At 69.9% G+C, this 19,259-nt stretch carries 15 protein-coding genes and 2 pseudogenes; 3 read left to right on the top strand and 14 right to left on the bottom strand.

Annotation, left to right across the window (positions count from 1 at the left end):
- Positions 1–751 precede the first annotated feature (751 nt).
- A pseudogene (locus ACZ5SK_RS42915) lies at positions 752–914 on the top strand (NADP-dependent phosphogluconate dehydrogenase); the annotation flags it as partial.
- Between the two features lie 155 nt (positions 915–1,069).
- Here the strand turns inward: ACZ5SK_RS42915 and ACZ5SK_RS42910 are convergent.
- From ACZ5SK_RS42910 to ACZ5SK_RS42890, 5 genes and pseudogenes are all read right to left on the bottom strand, one after another.
- Positions 1,070–1,852, bottom strand: coding sequence for a phosphotransferase enzyme family protein (locus ACZ5SK_RS42910; protein WP_468577668.1), 783 nt, complete (start codon positions 1,850–1,852; stop codon positions 1,070–1,072).
- Positions 1,853–2,070: 218 nt separating this feature from the next.
- Positions 2,071–3,192 carry a DUF4037 domain-containing protein gene (locus tag ACZ5SK_RS42905; protein ID WP_334574049.1) on the bottom strand — a complete coding sequence of 374 codons (1,122 nt, stop codon included), beginning with the start codon at positions 3,190–3,192 and terminating at the stop codon, positions 2,071–2,073.
- Positions 3,193–3,586: 394 nt separating this feature from the next.
- A pseudogene (locus ACZ5SK_RS42900) lies at positions 3,587–3,986 on the bottom strand (mycothiol transferase).
- A 59-nt stretch (positions 3,987–4,045) separates the two neighbouring features.
- Positions 4,046–4,438, bottom strand: coding sequence for a hypothetical protein (locus ACZ5SK_RS42895; protein ID WP_334574050.1), 393 nt, complete (start codon positions 4,436–4,438; stop codon positions 4,046–4,048).
- A 14-nt stretch (positions 4,439–4,452) separates the two neighbouring features.
- Complete coding sequence (locus tag ACZ5SK_RS42890; RefSeq protein WP_334574052.1) at positions 4,453–5,406, bottom strand: FHA domain-containing protein; 954 nt, start codon at positions 5,404–5,406, stop codon at positions 4,453–4,455.
- A gap of 374 nt (positions 5,407–5,780) precedes the next feature.
- Between ACZ5SK_RS42890 and ACZ5SK_RS42885 the strand changes: the two genes are divergently transcribed.
- Positions 5,781–5,972, top strand: a complete 192-nt coding sequence (locus tag ACZ5SK_RS42885; RefSeq protein WP_334574053.1) for a hypothetical protein — start codon at positions 5,781–5,783, stop codon at positions 5,970–5,972.
- 28 nt (positions 5,973–6,000) lie between these two features.
- Here ACZ5SK_RS42885 and ACZ5SK_RS42880 read toward each other — a convergent pair whose 3' ends face one another.
- The 7 genes from ACZ5SK_RS42880 to ACZ5SK_RS42850 all read right to left on the bottom strand — a co-directional run bounded on the left by ACZ5SK_RS42880 (position 6,001) and on the right by ACZ5SK_RS42850 (position 13,806).
- A complete protein-coding gene (locus ACZ5SK_RS42880) occupies positions 6,001–6,606 on the bottom strand; it encodes a response regulator transcription factor (protein ID WP_334574055.1) in 606 nt (201 codons plus the stop codon).
- Complete coding sequence (locus ACZ5SK_RS42875; RefSeq protein WP_468577664.1) at positions 6,600–7,718, bottom strand: GAF domain-containing sensor histidine kinase; 1,119 nt, start codon at positions 7,716–7,718, stop codon at positions 6,600–6,602. Before ACZ5SK_RS42875 ends, ACZ5SK_RS42880 begins: the two co-directional genes overlap by 7 nt.
- A gap of 17 nt (positions 7,719–7,735) precedes the next feature.
- Positions 7,736–9,277: a class I adenylate-forming enzyme family protein gene (locus ACZ5SK_RS42870; RefSeq protein WP_468577662.1), complete on the bottom strand. Its 1,542-nt coding sequence runs from the start codon at positions 9,275–9,277 to the stop codon at positions 7,736–7,738.
- 16 nt (positions 9,278–9,293) lie between these two features.
- On the bottom strand, positions 9,294–10,970 hold the full coding sequence (locus ACZ5SK_RS42865) for a CocE/NonD family hydrolase (RefSeq protein ID WP_468577660.1): 1,677 nt from the start codon (positions 10,968–10,970) through the stop codon (positions 9,294–9,296).
- 409 nt (positions 10,971–11,379) lie between these two features.
- Positions 11,380–12,627 carry an MFS transporter gene (locus tag ACZ5SK_RS42860; RefSeq protein WP_334574061.1) on the bottom strand — a complete coding sequence of 416 codons (1,248 nt, stop codon included), beginning with the start codon at positions 12,625–12,627 and terminating at the stop codon, positions 11,380–11,382.
- A gap of 122 nt (positions 12,628–12,749) precedes the next feature.
- Positions 12,750–13,145 carry a cupin domain-containing protein gene (locus ACZ5SK_RS42855; protein ID WP_468158802.1) on the bottom strand — a complete coding sequence of 132 codons (396 nt, stop codon included), beginning with the start codon at positions 13,143–13,145 and terminating at the stop codon, positions 12,750–12,752.
- Positions 13,146–13,155: 10 nt separating this feature from the next.
- Entirely contained in the window at positions 13,156–13,806 is a 651-nt protein-coding gene (locus ACZ5SK_RS42850; RefSeq protein ID WP_334574065.1) for a TetR/AcrR family transcriptional regulator, read from the bottom strand.
- Between the two features lie 227 nt (positions 13,807–14,033).
- Here ACZ5SK_RS42850 and ACZ5SK_RS42845 point away from each other — a divergent pair, with 227 nt between their 5' ends.
- Positions 14,034–16,751: an FAD-binding and (Fe-S)-binding domain-containing protein gene (locus ACZ5SK_RS42845; RefSeq protein WP_334574067.1), complete on the top strand. Its 2,718-nt coding sequence runs from the start codon at positions 14,034–14,036 to the stop codon at positions 16,749–16,751.
- 109 nt (positions 16,752–16,860) lie between these two features.
- Here the strand turns inward: ACZ5SK_RS42845 and ACZ5SK_RS42840 are convergent, their stop codons facing one another.
- Positions 16,861–17,796, bottom strand: a complete 936-nt coding sequence (locus tag ACZ5SK_RS42840) for a fumarylacetoacetate hydrolase family protein (protein WP_468158801.1) — start codon at positions 17,794–17,796, stop codon at positions 16,861–16,863.
- A gap of 61 nt (positions 17,797–17,857) precedes the next feature.
- Positions 17,858–19,228: an NAD-dependent succinate-semialdehyde dehydrogenase gene (locus tag ACZ5SK_RS42835; RefSeq protein ID WP_334574071.1), complete on the bottom strand. Its 1,371-nt coding sequence runs from the start codon at positions 19,226–19,228 to the stop codon at positions 17,858–17,860.
- Between the last annotated feature and the right edge of the window lie 31 nt (positions 19,229–19,259).

Raw genomic sequence — 19,259 nt, 5'->3', positions numbered from 1 at the left:
TCACTCCTCGTCCTGGGTGCGGCGGCCCCGGCGGCCCTCGCCGCCGCCGACCCGGCCGGGAAGCCGGCCGTCGCCGCGGCCCACCACCGCTCTCCCCTGCCCAGCAGCTACACGATCCCCGGCAGCAAGACCTACCCCGAGGGCATAGCCCGCCAGCACGGCACCCCTACTTCTACGTCGGCAGCACCAGCGACGGCACCATCTACCGCGGTGACGTCCACCAGTCCGAGACCAAGGTGTTCGTGCCGGGCGGTGAGGACGGGCGCACCTCCGTGGCCGGCATGAAGACCGACCGCGCGGGCCGGCTCATCGTCGCCGGCGGCGCCACGGGCAAGGTGTTCGTCTACGACACCCGTACCCGCGCCCTGCTCCACGTGTTCGGCACCGGCCGTCCCGACGGCTTCCTCAACGATGGGGCCCTCGCCCCGAACGGCGACGTCTATATCTCCGACTCCACCTATCCGGCGCTGTGGCGCATCACCGCCGCGCAACTGCAGGGCAAGCCCGTCCGGCAGCCGCTGCACGGGGGCATGGACCTGAGCAGCTCCCCGATCGACTACGACGCCGGCTTCAACGGCAACGGCCTAGTCGTCACCGAGGACGGTGCCCGACCCGGCACCACGCCGAGCACCAGCTCGACGCCAGGGCAAGGCCCCCGTTCTGCAGGGGACAACGGCCCGCGTCCGCCCCTGTCGATCACCACGCGGCGGGCCCGCGCCCAGAAGAGCAGGGTGAGGCTCGGGCTGCTCTCTGGAACGCCGGCCGACTCGGCTCCTACCTGGTCGAGATCACCGCTGAGGTCCTCGCCCACACCGACGCCGTCACCCGCAAGCCGTTCGTGGACATCGTCGCCGACGCCGCCGGTCAGAAGGGCCCCGGCCGCTGGACCGTGCAGACCGCCCTGGCGTCAGGCAGCAGACTCACCCTCACGGCCTTCGTCTCGATGGGTGCACCTTGGTCGGAGCACATGATCAGGCGAAGGCCGCTTCAATGCCCGGCGAACGCCAAGGTGAGTGATCCAGTTCGAGGTGTCGTTCGACGCCGGGAGCCAGGCACGGGCACTGATGCCTCAGCCGACGAGCAGAGCCTGCATCCACTGCTCTTCGCGTTGCTCGATGTATTCGGCGTCGTTTCGCCAGGCGTCGCCGTGGCCTTCGGCCCACAGCCTTGCCCAGGGCGGGGCTCCTCGGGCTGCCTGGTCGCGCAGGAAGTCGTGCATGGAACGCGTACGGCGCCCCAGCAGGGGGACCAACCGACGGCGTTCGGACTCAGCCAGACCGTAGGCGTCGGCGAAGACTCGCAGTCGGTCCGCCGCGTCCGGGCTCTGCCAGTCCGGATGCGCGGACAGCGGGATGAACCCGTGAATGGCGTATGCGACATCCCACAGGCGCGAGCCGGGACCTGCAGCGTCCCAGTCGATGAAGGCCCACCGTGCCTCTTCTGCGACCACGAGGTTCCAGGGGGCCAGGTCGTTATGGGCGACGATGTCACTGCCCTCAGCGGGGATCAGCGTCTGCCACCGCGCATCGGAGGGCGGCGTGAAGTCCTGCACGGCGTCGTGGAAGTCCCGGATCAGCCGTGCCACACGAGCCAGTTGTCGAGCGGGTTCCATCAGCGAGAACCGGTCGGGCCAGACCACATCTCCCGGCATGAAGGTCAGGACCTCACGCCCCTGATCGTCAATGCCGAGCGGACGAGGCGCCGCGCCGAATCCCACCTCGTGCAGGTGGGCGAGCAGGGCATGCACAGCGGGAGTCCATGGTCCGGCCGGACGGCGAACGGTGTCCCCGACGCGAACGACACCATCACTGACGTTGCCGCCGGACAAAGGCTGTTCATCATCGTGCCGCATCGAACCAGTGTGTCGGATCAGCTCGTCATGATCACCCCATTAAGGGGGAGCGTCAGACGACAAACCCGACCCGGAGCGGGGTGTGGGGTGTGGGGTGTGCGGCACTATCCGCCGTAGGCGTGTCACGTGAAGCGGGGCTGCTGTCGGCGTACGGTTTTTGCTCCGCAGCCGTGTACAGATGAACATCCCCAACGGTCAGGCCGCTTCGCGCTCTTCCCTTATTGCCTGGAGGCGGAGTTTTCAGGGGGAGAGCTGACCGTTGCGCGGGTGGCCGCGCGTGTCAGTTCCGGACGGCTGAGGACGTCGGTGCTGTCGATGAACTGGTCGACAGTGCCGATCGTAGGCAGGGCGCGGATGGCCGGGTCGGTGACGCGGGTGGTCAGCGCCTCGGCGAAGCGTTCGGCGTGCAGGACCTGAAACGGCCTGTCGTGGTAGGGCCGTGTGGCGGGGTCGACAGGGTCGGAGAGGCCGAGTTGGTTGTGCGTGGCCGCGACGGTCTCGTAGGCGCGGGCGAGGTGATGTTCGCGGGTGTGCCAGTCGTTGGCGGCGAGGGCCGCGGTGAGGACCGGGGTGAGGGCGGGTGCCTGAGGAGTACGGGCGAAGGCGCTGCCGATCCATTTGCTGTAGGGCGGGTAGCGGCGATCCATGAGCAGACAGAGCCGCATCAGATCGCGCACCAGACGGGCGGCGACGACGGCGGAGCCGAGTTCGTCGCCGACTTCGCCGCAGCGCCCGACGAAGGCTTCTTCCTGGGAGATGCGTTGCCACTGGCAGGCGAGCAGGTAGAGCCATAGATCATGGGGGTACCAGTCGAGGGCGGTTCGGGCCGGTACGAGGTGGCCGAGTCCGTCGTGGAAGACGGCACCGGCAGTGACCTCGGCGAGGCGCTGGGTGGGGGTGGCCAGCCAGTCCGCCAAGGTGATGTCCTTGCCCGGGTCGAAGCCCAGTTGCGCGGTGAACCAGGTGCTCGGGTCGGTGACTTCGACTCGGTGATGCACCGGCCCGTCGGTCGCCCGCATGACGCCGATGCCCGATTCGCCGGTGGCGGCGAAGTGAGTCGGGTAGCCGCTGAAGGTCTTCGGCAGGCGGTCGGAGAGCAGTGCCGTGATTTTCGTTCCGTGACGGGTGATGTCCTGCGGGTGCAGGAAGACCTGCAGGCGGGGCCCCCACTCGTGGTCGGCGGAGCGCGCGGTGTCGAATCCGAGGACTTCCGAGCCGCTGCCGAGACGGGCGGCGGAGTGCGTCATCCCTGGGACGGCCTTGTCCAACAGGGGCCGTACGGCTTCGAGGTAGAAGCGACGCGAGAGTTGCAGTCCGGGGATGAAAGACGGCGTGGTCATGCTGAGGAGGGTGCCGGATCGGCGTGTGACCGGTCGAAGGCTTTTCCACTCCCAGCAGACCACGGTCGACTATGCGTACGGCCAGCCCGAGCCGCCAACGGCAACTACCCGCCGCCCGACATCAGAATCCGACCGCGTTCATCCGTACGCACTTGGGGACATCGTGGCGTACCCGGACAGCTGCCTGTGCGTCCTGTTCATCCCTGCTATTGAGTGGTGCAAACCGCATCTTCGTGTCGACCTCGATGAGTTCCCGGTCTCCGGCGATGATCTCCTCGCACCGCGCCGGCGACAAGTCCCGGCCTCTGCCCCGCCGCGTCCTGCCGATACGGGCTCGACGCAACCCATGGCCAACGGTCCTGTGTACCTGTCCCGTCGACGATCCGGTACGAAGTCACGCGTCTCGGTCGGCTTCCTGAGCTGAACGCTCCAGCCGGCTTCGGTAGTTCTCCCACCACTCCGAGTCGCCCGGCGCCATGCTCGCGTTGTCCTTGGTCAGCCCTAGGGCACCGTCAATGAGCTCCCGGACAATGTCGGCGTGTCCGGCGTGCTGGTGCGTCTGGCTCCACCATGTACTCGCGTGACTCTTCGGCGGTAGCCCACATGTCCGCGTTGATCTCGGCACCGGCCTCAAGCCGGGGCAACGGCTCGCCGGACGGTCGTCCGAAGGCATCGCCAAGGTAACCCAGCTCCATGCCGGCCACGTGTTTCACCAGGCCCAGCAGGTTGGTGCCGGTCAGTGTCGGCGGACGACGGATGTCGTACTCCGAGAGCCCTTCGAGATTCCACAACAGAGCGTCACGGGCGGACCGAACCCGGGTGGGTCAATGCCCTCCCCGTCAGCCTCCTCCCATCAGCCTGCGATCGCCCGCAAGATCGGCTGGCCGAGTGCGCCGAGCCAGCCCGCGAGCGCTCCGAGCGGCCCGATCAGCCCGGTGCCGGCCGTGGCCAGCGCACCCGCCGAGGACAGCAGCCGGGTGATCCGGCCGAGCCGGCCCGCCACGGCCTCCCGGCCCGGCTCCGGCCGGGCGACCTCCTCGTCCAGCGAGTCCAGCTCGGCCCGCACCTCGGGCTCGATTGCCGGCGGCAGCGCCGTCCGCTCGATCGATGCCCTCAGATCCCGGACCAGGCCGCGCACCTCCTGCCCGCCTGCCGTGAAGACGGCCGACTGGCCACCGTGAACGGTCTGGTTCCCGGCGACGTTGTTGACCACGCCGCCCTGCTGGTTGCCGATGTTGAAGGACATGGCTCCCCATCTCCTCACCGCTGCCGCCAGGACGCCTGCCGCTCGGCATCCTCGAAGCGGCGGCGCCGGGACGTCGTCACGATGTGCAGAACGATCCCGATGATCGTCAGAACCGTCCCGATAGCCGCCATCGCGAACCCGACCGCCCCTACCGGCACCCCGGCCACCTTCGGTCCGAGCAGCTCCGGGGAGGAGTCGAAGTTCGAACTCCCCGACGAAAAATCGTCGTTGCTCCTGGCAATGAATCGAATGATCACCCAGCCGTAGATCCCGCCCCCGACCACAAAGAGCAGGAAGCCGAGCATGATCAGGTGTCGCGCCCTGGTACGGGTCGCGGCGATCTCCTTGAAAAAGTTCTCGCGCTGCGCCTGCTGAACGTAGTTGTACTGGTCCCCGGCGACGTTGCTCAGCCAGTCGGCTTCCTGCCCTTCGATGTCGAACCGCCGCTCGCCGCCGGGCGGCGTACGGCCGGCCTCGCGCGGTGCCGGGCGGCCCGGCGGGCCAGCGGGTGGCGGCCCTGCGGCGGCGGCGCCGTGAGGCGTGGGCCCGGGCTCAGCAGCGGGGCCCCAGCCCGGCATGGTGTCCGAGGTACCGCCCGGGGTGCCGCCGGCTCCGGACTTCGGGGCCTGAACGGTCCGGTCGGCGGGGCGCGGCTCTTCGTAATGCACCTCGAAGGGCCCAAAATCCAGCACGTCGCCCGAGTGCAGCACCTGCTGCCCGAGCACGGGGTGACCGTTCAGCATGGTGCCGTTGGTGGAGGCGAGATCCTCGACGGTGGTCCGGCCCGAGGCCCGCCACACCACCGCGTGCCGCCGGCTGACGCCCGGATCGCCCACCTGGATCTGGCAGGTGGAGTCCCGCCCGACCAGCATCGGCTGGTCGTCGAGGACGAAGACACGGCCGCGCAGCCGGTCCGGGCGATCGACCACGAGGTGCGGTACGTTGCGTTCTCGCGGAGGTGGGTCCATGGCACGACCTCCCGCCTTGGCGAAGCATCCGGCGTCGGCGAAATGATTCGGTCGCCTCTTCTGGTGAACGCCTCTTCTGGTGATCCTCACCTTCCAGTAAAGGCCGATCGGTCCCGTCCTGCCACAGCGTCCCGGGCGGCCGGGCCTCGGCAGTGTCTTCGGCCGCCGTCCCCTCGGTCCGCAGCCCTCCGATCCCGACAGGCCGGTCTCCGCGACTCCGGCCCGTGTCCGTCCGGCCGCCCGCCGTGATCGCGCCGAAGGCTGGGCCGCGGGTCAGGTCACCGTCTGTACTGCCTGCCCGCTCGCCTCGGCCCGCTCGTCAGGCAGCCAAGTCGGCGTCGGTGATCCGGTGCAGCACCAGTGCCACAAGCAGCGTGAGGCAGGTACAGGTGGGCGACCTCTACGGGATGCTGGGCGGCAAAGGACCGCAGCAGGCGACGGTCTCGCTCTGGTCGGCGCCGGCGAGCGGTACTACCGCGAGCACAGCCGACGACGCCACGAACAAGCCCACCACGGCTTTGCGCACCTCGTGCGCAAAGCCCCAGAGGAACGGTGACCGGACCTGATCCCGCAGCCGGCCAGGCCGAAAGGGGATCAGAGCAATCCGCTCGACCGTGCGTTCATGATGAGTTGGGCGCGGTTGCGGGCGCCGAGCTTGTGCATGACCTCGCGCAGGTAGGTCTTGACGGTGTTGACGGACAGGTTCAGCTCGGCCCCGATCTCGGGGTTGGTGTGGCCGGAGGCGACGAGGCGGAGGACGTCGTACTCGCGGGCGGAGACGGGTGAGACGGAGGACGCGGTGTGAGCGGCCTGGTAGGTGCCGGTGCGGACGACGCTGCGGATGGCGTCGCGGACGGTGATGCCGCTCGCGTCCTTCACGAGTAGCCCGCAGGCTCCTGCGGCGAGTGTGGGGGCGACGGCGGCATGCTCGGGGAAGGCGGTGAACACCAGTACGCGGCACTCGGGGGTGGTGCGGTTCAGCGCGGTGACCACTTCCGCGGCGGGGGCGTCGGGCAGGCGGAGATCGAGGAGGACGACGTCCGGGCGCTCGGAAGCGCAGACCCGCAGTCCGTCGGCGGCGGTGGCCGCGTATCCGACGACCGTCATGTCGCGGTGGTGCTGGAGTTGCGCGGCGACTCCGTCCCGGACGACCGGGTGGTCGTCGATGACGACGATGCGGATGGGCGTGGTGGTCAACATGGCAGCCGCGCCCGCCAGGCCGTGCCGCCGTCGGCTTCGGATTCGACGGTGAGCGAGCCGCCCAGGCGGGCGAGGGCCTCGGCGGTGCTGGTCAGTCCGAGCCCGGGCCGATGGTGGTGGCCGAGCCCCACCCCGTCGTCGTGGACGGCCACGGTGAGCGACGACCCGAACCGCCCCACGGTGACCACGACCGCACCCGCCCGCGCGTGTTTCTCGACGTTCAGCAGTGCTTCGCGTACGGCGGCGACCAGGGCCTCGGAGCGCGACGGCGGCAATGCGGGCGGGGCCTGGTCGAGGACGACGAGCTCGGCGGGAATGCCCGTGCGGTCGGAGAACGCCGCACAGTCACCGCGGAGCGCGACCCCCAGCGCGAGCGCCGAGGGTGAGGCGCGCAGGGTGCGCAGCGACTCGCGCAGCGCACTGCTCGCGTCGGCGGCCTGTCGCCGCAACCGGTCGAGCCTCTCCCGCAGTTCGTGGTCGTCGTGGGCGACTTCGGCGAGGTCCTGCATCCCGGATCCGATCGCGAAGAGCAGGGCGCCGACGCTGTCGTGCAGTGCGGCGGCGAGGCGCTCGCGCTCCTCGTGCACGGCTATCTCCCGGGCCAGTCGGGCGCGCTCGGCGACGGAGACGGCGAGCGCCGCCTGGGCGGCCAGCGCCGAGACCCGTTCGACGTCGCGGCCGCCGAAGGCGCCGTCCACGCGTCGTCCGAGGGCGAGCACACCGATCGCCGATCCGTTGTGCATCAGCGGCACCGCCAGTACCCGCCGCAGGCCCTCGGCCCGGATGTGCTCGTCGAACGTATGCGTGATCTTCGAGCTGCGGAAGTAGTCGTCCACCCAGTCCGGGCCTCCGCCGCGGTGGACCTTGCCCGTCAGGCCCGTCCCCGGGGGCACCTCCAGGCCGCGCAGCAGGCCCGTCCGGTCGCCGACGACGTGGTCCAGGCTCAGCGGCCCGAACGCGGTGGGAGACGCCGCCCAGGCCGCCTCGCCCGGTCCCGCCATCGCCGCGATCGCCTTGCGCAGGACTTCACCGCGGTCGAGTACGGCGACGAGTTCGGCGTACTGTCCCGCGAGGTCGGCGAGCGGCTGGTCGGGCATGTCGCCATCAGACACCTGCGCCCTCCGCCGTGTCACCCGCTGCCGCCGTACTTGATGAGTTCGCGCCGCATGATCTTGCCCGTCGAGGTCTTGGGAAGGTCGTCGACGAAGCGGACCAGGCGGGGGCGTTTGTAGGCAGCGAGGGATTCGCCAGCGAAGGCGATCAGCTCCTCCTCGGTCGCCTTCGCGCCCTCGCCGAGGACCACATAGGCGCAGGCCAGTTCGCCCTTGACCGGGTCCGGGATGGGTCCGGCGGCGACCATCGCGACCGCCGGGTGTGCGGCCAGTACCCGTTCGATCTCGGCCGGGTAGACGTTGTACCCACCGGTGATGATCATGTCCTTGCGGCGGTCGACGACGAAGACGTGCCCGGTGTCGGTCATCGAGGCGATGTCGCCGGTGTGCAGCCAGCCGTCGGGCTCGATGGCCTCGGAGGTCGCCTCGGGGTTGCCGTGATAGCCGAGCATGACGAGCGGACCGCGGACCATCAGCTCGCCCGCCTCGCCGCGCGGCGCCTCCTTGGTGACGTCGGACAGATCGGCGATGCGTACCTCGATCCCGGGCAGGGACACCCCCACCGAGCCCGGCACGGGCGGGGCGTGCACGGCGTGGGTCGTTCCCAGACCGGAGATCTCCGTCATCCCCCACAGCTCGATCAGTGGGGCGCCGCTGCGGGCCTGCCAGCGCTCGATGGTGGACACGGGCATGGTCTGCCCGCCCACGGTGCAGCGGGTGAGACCGGACAGATCGGCCGACTCCAGTGCGGGGTCGGCGAGCATGGTCGCGTACATGGCCGGCACACCCTCGAACATGGTGGCGGAGTGCTCCTCGATGTGCCGCAGCGCTTCGCCGGGCGTGAAGCGCTCCATCAGCACGACCGTGCCACCGGCGAGGAACGTCCCGTTGATCGCCACATTGCCGTACACGTGGGCGGCGGGCAGCGCGGTGACCACGACGTCGCGCTCGGTACGGCCGTGCATCGTCGCGGTCAGCGCACAGTTCAGCGCCACCGCCCGATGGCTTTGCACTGCGCCCTTGGGGTAGCCGGTGGTGCCGGAGGTGTAGCCGATCGTGCACGGCGCGACCGGGTCGGGGCCGAAGGCCGCAGGGACCGGTCCGTCGAAGGCCGTCAGATCCGCGAAGGCGACGGCGCCTTCGGGCGCCTCCCCCGCCTCCCCGAACGCGACGACGACGGACAGGCGAGGAAGATCCCGCGTCAGGGCAACGACGTCGGCGGCCTGCTCGGCGCTGGTGAACACCGCCGCCGCGTCACAGTCGCGCAGCACGAACGTCAGCTCTTCCGCGGTGAGCATGACGTTCACCGGATTGACGACGGCGCCGGCCTTGAGCACGGCGTGGTAGGACACGATCCATTCCCACCGGTTCTGGGCGTACAACGACACCACATCACCGGGCCGTACCCCGCGGGCGATCAGCGCCGCCGCGACCCGGTCGCTCTCCGTGTCGAGGTCGCGGAAGGTCAGCGTCCGCGTCGAAGTCACCAGAGCGGATTTGTCCCCGAAACGTGCCGCGGCCAGGGGAAGAATCGCCCCCGGCGAAATGACGTCGGCCATGTGCATCCCGCGCTTCCTATCGGGCCGCGACGACCGGCAGGACGATGCGGGAGGGGCGGTCGGGGTCGTGGAAGATCTGCTGCCGGGCCACCCGGGCCGTGGTCGCGGTCTCCTCGGGCTCTCCCGTGTTGAGGTTGCGGTCCCAGCGGGGGAAGTTGCTGGAGGTGACCTGGACCCGTATGCGGTGGCCGGCGCGGAAGACGATGCTGGTCGACCACAGGTCCACGACGTGCTCGGCCGCCTCGCCCGGAGTCGCCGCGCGCACCCGCACGATGCCGTCGGCCACGTTGCGGGAGACGCCGTGCTCGTCGACGTCGCACAGGCGGGCCACCCAGTCCGTCGAGGGCCCGTCGGTGGAGGCGAACAACACCGCCCGGACCCGGCCGGTCACCTCGGTGTCCTCGGCAAGCGGTTCAGTGGTGAAGACCAGCACGTCGTCGCGCGCCTCCACCACTGCCTGGTCGAGGGGCCCCGGACGGAACTCGTCGGCCATCAGCAGCGCGCCGCCCGTGGTGGGCACCGGATCCATGGGGTCGTAGGTGAACTCCTCGGGCTGCTCGGCGGTGGACGGCGGCTCCAGTGTCAAGCGTCCGTCGGCGCGCAGGTGGAAGTCCGTGTCCACCGCCCGCGACAGAGGCCACTCGGTCTCCTCGCGCCACTGGTTGATCCCCATGACGAACAGCAGCACCTGGCCCGTGTCCGGCTCCAGCGCCTCACCGTCGCCGATCGTGCGCTGGAACCAGTCGAACTGCATGTCGGTCAGACGTCCCCGCATGCCCATGAAGTCAGAGTTCGCGGCGAACCCGAAGTTGACGTCGCCGACCACGTTGCGCCAGTTGGTGTGAGTCCACGGGCCCATGACCAGCGTGGCGGACCGGCCGGCGCGGCGCATGGCGGCGAAGTTGTCGAGCGTGCCCTGGGTGAAGATGTCGTACCAGCCGCCGACCTGGAAGGTGGGCAGGTCGACCTCGTCGTGCCGGCCCGCGACGCGGCAGGAGCGCGCCCACTCCGGCTCCCGCCGGGAACGCTCGTAGCCCAGCTCGGGAAGATCGTGCCGGGCGAACGCGGGAAACCGCCCGGCGGGCAGTTCCCCGTAACCGCCGCTGGCCAGCCCGTCGAGATTCTGTACGAGCCCGGTGACGCCGCTGACAAGCCCCTCGAGGTCGGTGCGGTGACGGCGCATCAGGGTGTCGGCGCCCTGCATGAGGGACCAGGGCACGGTGATGCCGAGTTCGATGGCGCCACCGCGTGCCCACAGGCCGTCGTCAGGATCGGACCACGTGATCAGCGGGGCGATCGCCTTCAGCTCCGGCGGTTTCGACAGCGCCGCCATCCACTGCGTGTTGCCGAAATAGCTGCCACCGATCATGCCGACCGAGCCGTTCGAGCCGGGCAGGGCGGCGGCCCACCGCACGGTGTCGTAGCCGTCGTTCTCCTCGTACGTCCACGGCTCCCACTCCCCCTCGGAAGCGAACCGGCCGCGGGTGTCCTGGATGACGACCATGAAGCCGCGCTTCGCCGCCGCCACGGGATCGAGTATCAAGGCCACCATGGGCGACTGCTTGCCGTACGGCAGCCGTGTCAGCAGCACCGGCCACGGTCCCGTGCCGCCGGGACGGTAGACGTCCGCACGCAGCACGGTGCCGTCACGCATCTCCGCAGGGACATCGAACTCGATCTGGATCTCCGCCATGTGCTGCTCCTTTGCCTGCCACGACGCGGTCTCGCGACATGGTCGAGCCGGGGCTGCCACACGCACCACACCCGAATGGGTGTGACCACGGCGGTCTTCGGGCGGTGACGCTGCCGAATCGGCTCGGCAATCCTTCAGCCCGCGTCAAGGGTCAGCTGGAGACAGTAATGTTCGACGGGAGTGCACATTCTGGTCCATGACTTGGCCCTCGCCGCTGTTTGAGGGCGACAGCCTCACAGGTTCCGACGGCCAACTCTCAGGAGCCAGGAGGGCGGCCTCCCTTCAGAAGAGTCTCACCCGAAGGCGACGACTGCTGCCGCTCGCCTGGCGAGGCGTGGCGTGGGTACGACGCTGACGAACACCGGCCCGCGAGCCCCGACCTGTCCGCGCCGCTGGTGTTGAGTGCGGTCTACGCCGAGCCCGCGTCGTCGGCGGTGGCGGGGACGTCGGCATCGGTGGCGTGCCTCGCGGCCGGGCCCTTGGCGTGGGCCCCGGTCTCCACCGCCGGGGCCAGAAAGGCGGCGCATACGACACAGGCCAGAACGACGAGCATGGCGGGGCGCAGTCCGACTTGGCCGCCGAGAGAGCCGAGTCCGGGTGGTCCGACGAGAAAGGCGATGTAGCCGATGACGGCGACCAGGCTGACCCGGGCCGTCTGGTCCGGGCCGGACTCCCCGGCGGCCGAGAGCGCGAGAGGAAAGCCGAGCGATGCGCCCAGTCCCCACAGCAGTACGGCGGCTCCGGCCAGGACAGCGTTGTCGGAGACGATGACGATGAGCAGACCGAGCGCACCGGAGAGGGCACTGGCGCGTACGACGACGGTGCGGCCGAAGCGGTCGAGGAAGAAGCTGCCGGCGAAGCGGCCCAGCGTCATCGCGGCGGCGAAACCGGCGTACACGAGGGAGCCTGCCGTGGCGTCCATGCCGTGGCCGTCGACCATCAGCAGGGGCAGCCAGTCGTTGGCCGATCCCTCGGCCAGCGCCATCGCGAGAACGATCGCGCCGATGAGCAGAAGCCGCCCGTCCTTCCACACCGCCGGGCGATGCCTGCCAACGCCCGCTTCGTGCGCCTCTTCGGGCGCGGCACGGCCGGTGCCCTCCGGGATGGCACGTAGCGCGTAGAGGAGGAGGCCGGCGGTGAGCAGGACGACCGCCGCGAGGTGCCAGTGCACCGGCACGCCGGCCGCCGTCGCCGCCATGCCCGCCCCGGCGCCCAGCACCGTGCCCAGGCTGAAGCAGCCGTGCAGAGCGGGCAGGGTGGTCCTGCCGCCGACCCGCTCGACGTCCGTGCCGTCGACGTTCACCGCCACGTCGCCGACGCCCAACCCGGCGCCGAAGGCGCACAGGCCCGCGGTCACCGTCGGAACCGACGCGGAACCGCTTCCCCAGCAGATCGTGGCCATCCCCGCGATGAGGAGCCATGTCCCCCAGACGATGACGGGCCGCGTCCCGAACCTGGACACCAGATGTCCCGAGCAGGTGATGCCCGCCATCGAGCCGAGCGATAACCCGAACAGCACCAACCCCATGTGCGCGGTGGAGAGTTCCAGCCGGTCCCTGATCGCGGGCGTGCGTGTCACCCAGGAGGACATCGCGATGCCGGCCAGCAGGAAGAGCAGGAACAGCGCGTGTCGCCGCCGACGCACGGCCTGATCCATGAGAATGCTTCTCCGTCCGGAGTGGGGCGGCTCCCGGCCGGGCCTCGGTACCCCACCCGGCTCGGATAAATGTACATGCCATTTCAGCATCGCAGAGAGCGCTTTCACATTGACGTGGCGCTCTATGAGGCGGATCCGCTGGAGTCCTCCGTCGGCGTCTCCCAGCGCGTGTAGGCGTGCACGCGGCTTTCAAGTCCCCGCGGGTTCGGGCCGTAGACGGCGAGCATGCGGGCGTACTCGGGCGCCCAGTAGCGGCCGACGCTTCCGGCCGGCACCTGGACGACGTCGCCCGTCACGGCCTCGACGGTCTCACCGTCGCAGGCGACGAACAGGTGGCCCTCCAGGACGTAGTTGAACTCGTCGTGAGGATGCTCGTCCGTCCACGACGCGCCCCGGAGTTCCCACTCCATGAGGGCGACTCCCGGCCGACTGCCCTCACCTGGCGGCACGAAGGCGTGACCTTGCGGCCGTCCTTCCCGGCGGACGAGGGGGCTGGAGGGGTATTTCCGCGGCGCCATCGTCGTCCCTTCATTCCTTCGCGAGTTCCAGCAGGGCCAGGGTCGCGCTGTTCGCCTTCTCGACCAGCGGTGCGAGCGACCGTCGCTTGCCGTCCCACATTGCCCAGCGGTTCGCGCCTTCGAGGACCGTCATCACGAGCTTGACCTGCTGGACGGACGGCCCGAAGCCCATGTCCTCGGCCGCGGCCCGGTAGAGCGCCTCGTACAGATCGACCCAGGCGTCGACTTCTTCACGGAGCGCCGACGGAAGGAAGTGCACCACCTGGTCGGTCGCCACCAGCAGGTCCCACAGGTTACTTTCGGGAAGCTCGATCTGCCGGGTCAGGTGCACGTGCACCATCCGGCGCCAGCCCTCTCTGGGGTCCGAGACCGTGCGCACCTCGTCGAGTACGGCAACACCGAACTTGTAGAAGTGCCAGCGGAGGGACTCGGCCACGATCTCGTCGCGGCCGTCCGGGAAGTGGTTGTACAGGCTCGGGGCCTTGATGGACATCTCTTTGGCGATCATCCGCATGGTGACCGAGTTGAACCCGTTCTCGGTGGCCAGCCGGAGGAACGCCTCCAGGATCGCCCGCCGGGAGGCGCTCTGGCGGCTCCAGTCGAGCTCGCCGAGGTGCTTGTCGAACTCCTCGACCGCGCGGGGCCACCACTCCTCGGCCACGGCTCCTCCTTCGCCTGCATGCGACACGACCCGGGAAACTACCTTACGTTAGTCAGCCTCCCACGGCCCCGGGCAGTAGCGAAACTACCTTACGTTAGTTAGCCTGAAGTATGCCCGTTCAAGCACAGCCACCATCCCGCGGGATCCCGGACGACTCGTCGACGGGGTCCCGCGATGACCTCGCCGCCGCTCTCCGCTCCGCGGGTGTCGAGTTCGACGCCTCTGCGTTGACACGAGCTCTGTACTCGTCGGACGCGAGCCTCTACCGCGTCGTGCCGTCCGCAGTCGTGAAGGCGCGCAGCGACGACGACGTGATCGCGGCCCATGAGGTGGCGCGGGAGCTGCGGATCCCGGTGACCATGCGCGGCGCGGGCACCAGCATCGCCGGCAACGCGGTCGGAAGCGGCATCGTCATCGACACCCGTCGGTTCAACCGGGTGCTCGACATCGACCCGGTCGCACGCACGGCGCGGGTGGAACCGGGCGTGGTGCATGCGGACCTGCAGCGCGAGGCGGCCCTGCACGGGCTGCGGTTCGGGCCGGACCCGTCCTCGCACAGCCGCTGCACGATCGGCGGAATGATCGGCAACAACGCCTGTGGTTCGCGGGCACTGGGCTACGGCCGGACGGTGGACAACGTCGAGTCGCTGCGCGTGCTGTACGGCAACGGCGAACTCGCCCGGGAACAGGGCGGCCGCGCCGTCGGCGAGACCGCGACGCGGCTGGCGGCCGTCGGCGACGCCAACCTGGCTCACCTGCGTACCGAGTTCGGCCGCTTCGGCCGCCAGGTCAGCGGCTACGGCCTGGAGCACCTGCTGCCCGAGCGGCGCCGCGTCGAGCGGTTCCTGGTCGGCAGCGAGGGGTCACTGGCCACGGTCCTGGAGGCGACCGTCCGTCTGGTGGACGACCGGGTCGACCGCAGGATGCTGGTGCTCGGGTACCCGACGATGGCCGACGCGGCCGATGCCGTACCGGCGCTGCTCGCGGCGGCGCCCGGCCGTCTCGTCGCGTGCGAGGGCATGGATGCGCGCATCGTGGATCTGGTGCGGGAGAAGGGCTCTGCGGTGCCCGACCTGCCGCGGGGAGGTGGCTGGCTGTTCGTGGAGGTAGCGGGCGAAGACGCGACGGATGTGGCGCGGCGACTGGTCTCCACCGGTGCCGCGCTGGACACCAGGCTCGTCGACGACCCACATGAGGCGGCCGCACTGTGGCACATCCGCGAGGACGGCGCCGGGCTCGCGGGCCGGTCCCTGCCGACGCCGGCATACGGCGGCTGGGAGGACGCCGCCGTTCCACCCGAGCACCTCGGCGCGTGGCTGCGCGACTTCGAGGAGCTCCTGCAGGCGCACGACCTACGGGGCATCCCGTACGGCCACTTCGGCGACGGCTGCGTCCACTGCCGCATCGACTTCCCGTTCCGGCCCGGTGACCCCGCCTCGGCCGGAATATTCCGCGACTTCATGACCGCCTGTGCGACACGGCTGCGCGACTACCGGGGCACCCTGTCGGGAGAGCACGGCGACGGCCGGGTCCGCGGCGAGTTGCTGCCGTTGATGTACGACGAGACGTCCCTCGCCCTGTTCCGCCAGGTGAAAGCCGTCTGCGATCCCGACGACATCCTCAACCCCGGCATCATCGCCGATCCCGTTCCGATCACCGACGACCTGCGCCCGGTACGGCCTCAGGCGCCGGTGCGTTCCGGTCTGCGGCTGGTGCACGACGCCGGGGACCTGGGTACCGCCGTGCACCGCTGCACCGGTGTCGGGAAGTGCGTGGCGCCGAGAACCGCGGGGGTGATGTGCCCGTCCTATCTCGCCACGAAGGACGAACGAGACTCGACCCGCGGCCGTGCCCGGGTGCTCCAGGAGGCGCTCGACGGCGGTCTGTTGCGCGGTGGTCTGGAGAACTCGGCCGTGGCCGAGGCACTCGACCTGTGCCTCGCATGCAAAGGGTGTTCGAGCGACTGTCCCAGCGGCGTCGATATGGCCACCTACAAGAGCGAGGTACTGCACCAGCGGCACGACGTCGCCGGACTTCGCCGGCCACGGTCGCACCTGTTCCTCGGGCGGCTCCCGATGTGGGCCCGGCTCACGGCACCGCTGGCGCGGCCTGCCAACCTGCTCCTGCGTGTCAGGCCACTCGCTGCTCTGGCCAAGTGGGCCGCCGGAATCGACCGTAGACGGTCCGTACCACGGTTCGCCTCCCCCACCCTGAGAAAGGCGACGGACACGTCACACGCGGAAGCCGCGCCGCCCCACATATGGATCTGGGCGGACTCCTTCACGGACCACTTCTTCCCCGAGTCCGGCCTGGCGGCGATCCGGTTCCTGGAGTCGCACGGCCTCACGGTCCGCGTCATCCAGGAGGACGCCTGCTGCGGCCTCACCTGGATCACGACCGGACAGCTCGACCAGGCGCGGACCATCGTCGGCCGGACCGTGCGGACCCTGGTCCCCTACGTCCGTAGCGGAGTCCCGGTGATGGCGCTGGAGCCGTCGTGTCTCGCGTCCTTGCGCAGCGACTCCAGAGAGCTGTGCGTCGCCGAGGACGTGGATGTGGTGGCGTCGGGTGTGCTCAGCTTCGCCGAGCTGGTCGAACGACTCGACCTGCCGCTGCCCGACTTGACCGGTGTGGAGGTGGTCGCACAGCCTCACTGCCACCACAGCGCCGTCATCGGCTGGGACACGGACCAGCGGCTGCTGGAAAAGGCCGGCGCCACGGTCGTCAAGGTGCAGGGCTGTTGCGGCCTCGCCGGCAACTTCGGGGTGGAGAAGGGACACTACGAGGTCAGCGTCGCGGTCGCCGAGACGCACCTGCTCCCGACGGTGCGCGACCACGCGGATGCGGTGTTCCTGGCGGACGGCATGTCCTGCCGCGTCCAGCTCGACGACCTGGCCCAGGTGCCGACGCGGCATCTGGCGGAGCTGTTCGCATCCCGCGTCTGAAATCCGGTCACTTCGGCCGCCGCCATCCGCGGCGGCCGTCAGTTCCTGGCGAAACGTCTGCGGAGCCGGCCCAAGGGCTCGGCTCCGCAGACGTACGACGCGGTGCGCTTCAGTGGATTTCGTTGCGGAGGATCCCGACCTTCTCCAGGACGACCTCGACCTTGTCACCGGGGCGCAGCCACAGGGGCGGGTTTCGCTTGGCGCCGATGCCCTCGGGGGTACCGGTGGCGATCACGTCGCCGGGGCTGAGGGTGAGGAACTGGCTGATGTAGGAGATGATCCTGGCGACCGAGAAGATCATGTTCTTGGTGTTGGAGCTCTGGACGCGAGTGCCGTTGACGTAGGTCTCGATGTCCAGGGCCTGCGGGTCACCGGTCTCGTCCAGGGTGACGATCGTCGGCCCGAACGGCGTTGCCCGGTCCACGGCCTTGCCCGCGAGCCACTGGGTGCCGCGGTACTGGAGGTCGCGGGCCGTGACGTCGTTGAGGACGGACAGGCCGGCCACGTACGACAGGGCGTCGCTCTCGTCGACCCGGCCGCACTCCCTGCCGATGACGACGGCGAGTTCGCCCTCGAAGTCGAGGTTGTCGGTGACGTCGGACCGGTCGATGGCGTCGTAGGGGCCGATCAGGCTGCTGGCGAACTTGGCGAACAGGTCGGGATGGGCCGGCATGGCACGGCCGGTCTCACCGACGTGGTCCGAGTAGTTCAGGCCCACGCAAAGAACCTTGGTCGGGTCGGTGACGGGTGGGCCGAGCTTCACGGAGTCAAGGGCCCCCACGGGTTCCAGGGCACCGCCGTCGAGGACGGGTCCGACGGCAGCGGCGATCTGGGGCAACTGGCCGCCGTGGTCCTGGAGGAAGGCGCGGACGGACGGCAGGTCCGTGGAGGCCCGGCGGCCGGCGGCCCAGAGCGCGGCGTTGAGGCCGAACACCTGGTCGCCGTGGAGCAGGCCCGGCTCCCAGCCGGTGCCGCGGTCGTAGGAGACGAGCTTCATGTCATGTCCTTCAGGGGTGAGTCGCAGGGCGGTGTATGTGCCGTTCATGGCTGCGCCCTGCCCGCCGGGGAGGGTTGCGGGCAGGGCGCCGTATGAGGGGTGGAACCGGTCAGGAGAGACGGATGGTCTTCTTGTTGGCGAACTCGTCCAGGCCGAGACGGCCGAGCTCGCGGCCGATGCCGGACGCCTTGACGCCGCCGAAGGGCAGGTCGGGCTGGCTGCGGATGAGGGTGTTGAGGCCGACCATGCCCACTTCCAGGCGCTCGGCGATGTCCGCGGCGAGGTCCTCGTCGCGGGTGAAGACGGCGGAGCCGAGCCCGAACCGGGAGTCGTTCGCGAGCTCGACGGCCTCCTCGACGGAGTCGACCTTGTACAGCACGGCGACGGGACCGAAGAGTTCCTCGCTGTGGGCGCGCATGTCCGGAGTGACCCCGGTGATGACGGTGGCCGGGTAGAACGCGCCGGGGCCGTCGGGGAGCACGCCGCCCAGGTGCAGCTCGGCGCCGTTGGCTACGGCGTCCTCGACCTGCTCGGCGATCTCCTGTCGGCCGGACTGGGACGCCATCGGGCCGATGCGGGTTTCCGGGTTCAGCGGATCGCCGGTGTTCCACTGTTTCGCGCGGTCGAGGAACCCTTCGAGGAAACGGTCGTAGACCTCGCTGTGGACGATCATGCGCTTGGAGGACGTGCAGGACTGGCCTGCGTTGCTGAACCGGCCGGTCGCGGCCAGGTCGAGGGCGAGGTCGAGGTCGGCGTCGGGCAGGACGATGAAGGGGTCGGAGCCGCCGAGTTCGAGGACGCACTTCTTGAGATGTCGGCCGGCCTGTTCGGCCACGATCCGGCCTGCCTCCTCGGAGCCGGTCAGCGAGACGCCCTTCAGGCGGACGTCGGCGATGAGAGGGCCGACCTGCGAGGAGGACACGATGAGGTTCTCGTAGACGCCCTTCGGAGCGTTGGCGTCGGCGACGATGGCGTCGATGAGGAGGGCGGTGCGGGTGCAGGAGCGAGCGTGCTTGAGCAGGACCGTGTTGCCCAGCAGCAGGTTGGGGGCGACGAACCGCGCCACCTGGTAGAGCGGGAAGTTCCACGGCATGATCCCGAGCACCGGGCCCGTGGGAGCCGTCCGGACGACGGCCCGTCCCCCGGCCCCGACCTCGATCACCTCGTCGGCCAGCAGCCGGGCGCCGGCGGTGGCGTAGTAGTCGTAGATCGACGCCGACAGGTTGACCTCGCCCTCGGCCTGGGCGAGCGGCTTGCCCATCTCGGTCGCCATCGCCTCGGCGAGTTCGGCACTACGCTCCCGGTGCAGCTCGGCGATACGGGCCAGCACGGCTACCCGGTCCTCGACCCCGTTCCGGCCCCAGTCGCGGTAGGCGTCGGTGGCCCGGGTGAGCGCCTCGGCGACCTCGGCGTCGGTCATCATCGTGTACTCGGCGAGCACCTCGCCGTTGAGCGGCGAGATGGTCTGGTAGGTGGGCATGGGTTATTTCTCCAAACCGCTTGGGGGTAGG

This window comes from Streptomyces sp. NPDC031474 (genome assembly GCF_055581185.1).
Note: the sequence above shows the minus strand (reverse complement) of the source record. Positions and strands in the feature narration are given on the sequence as shown.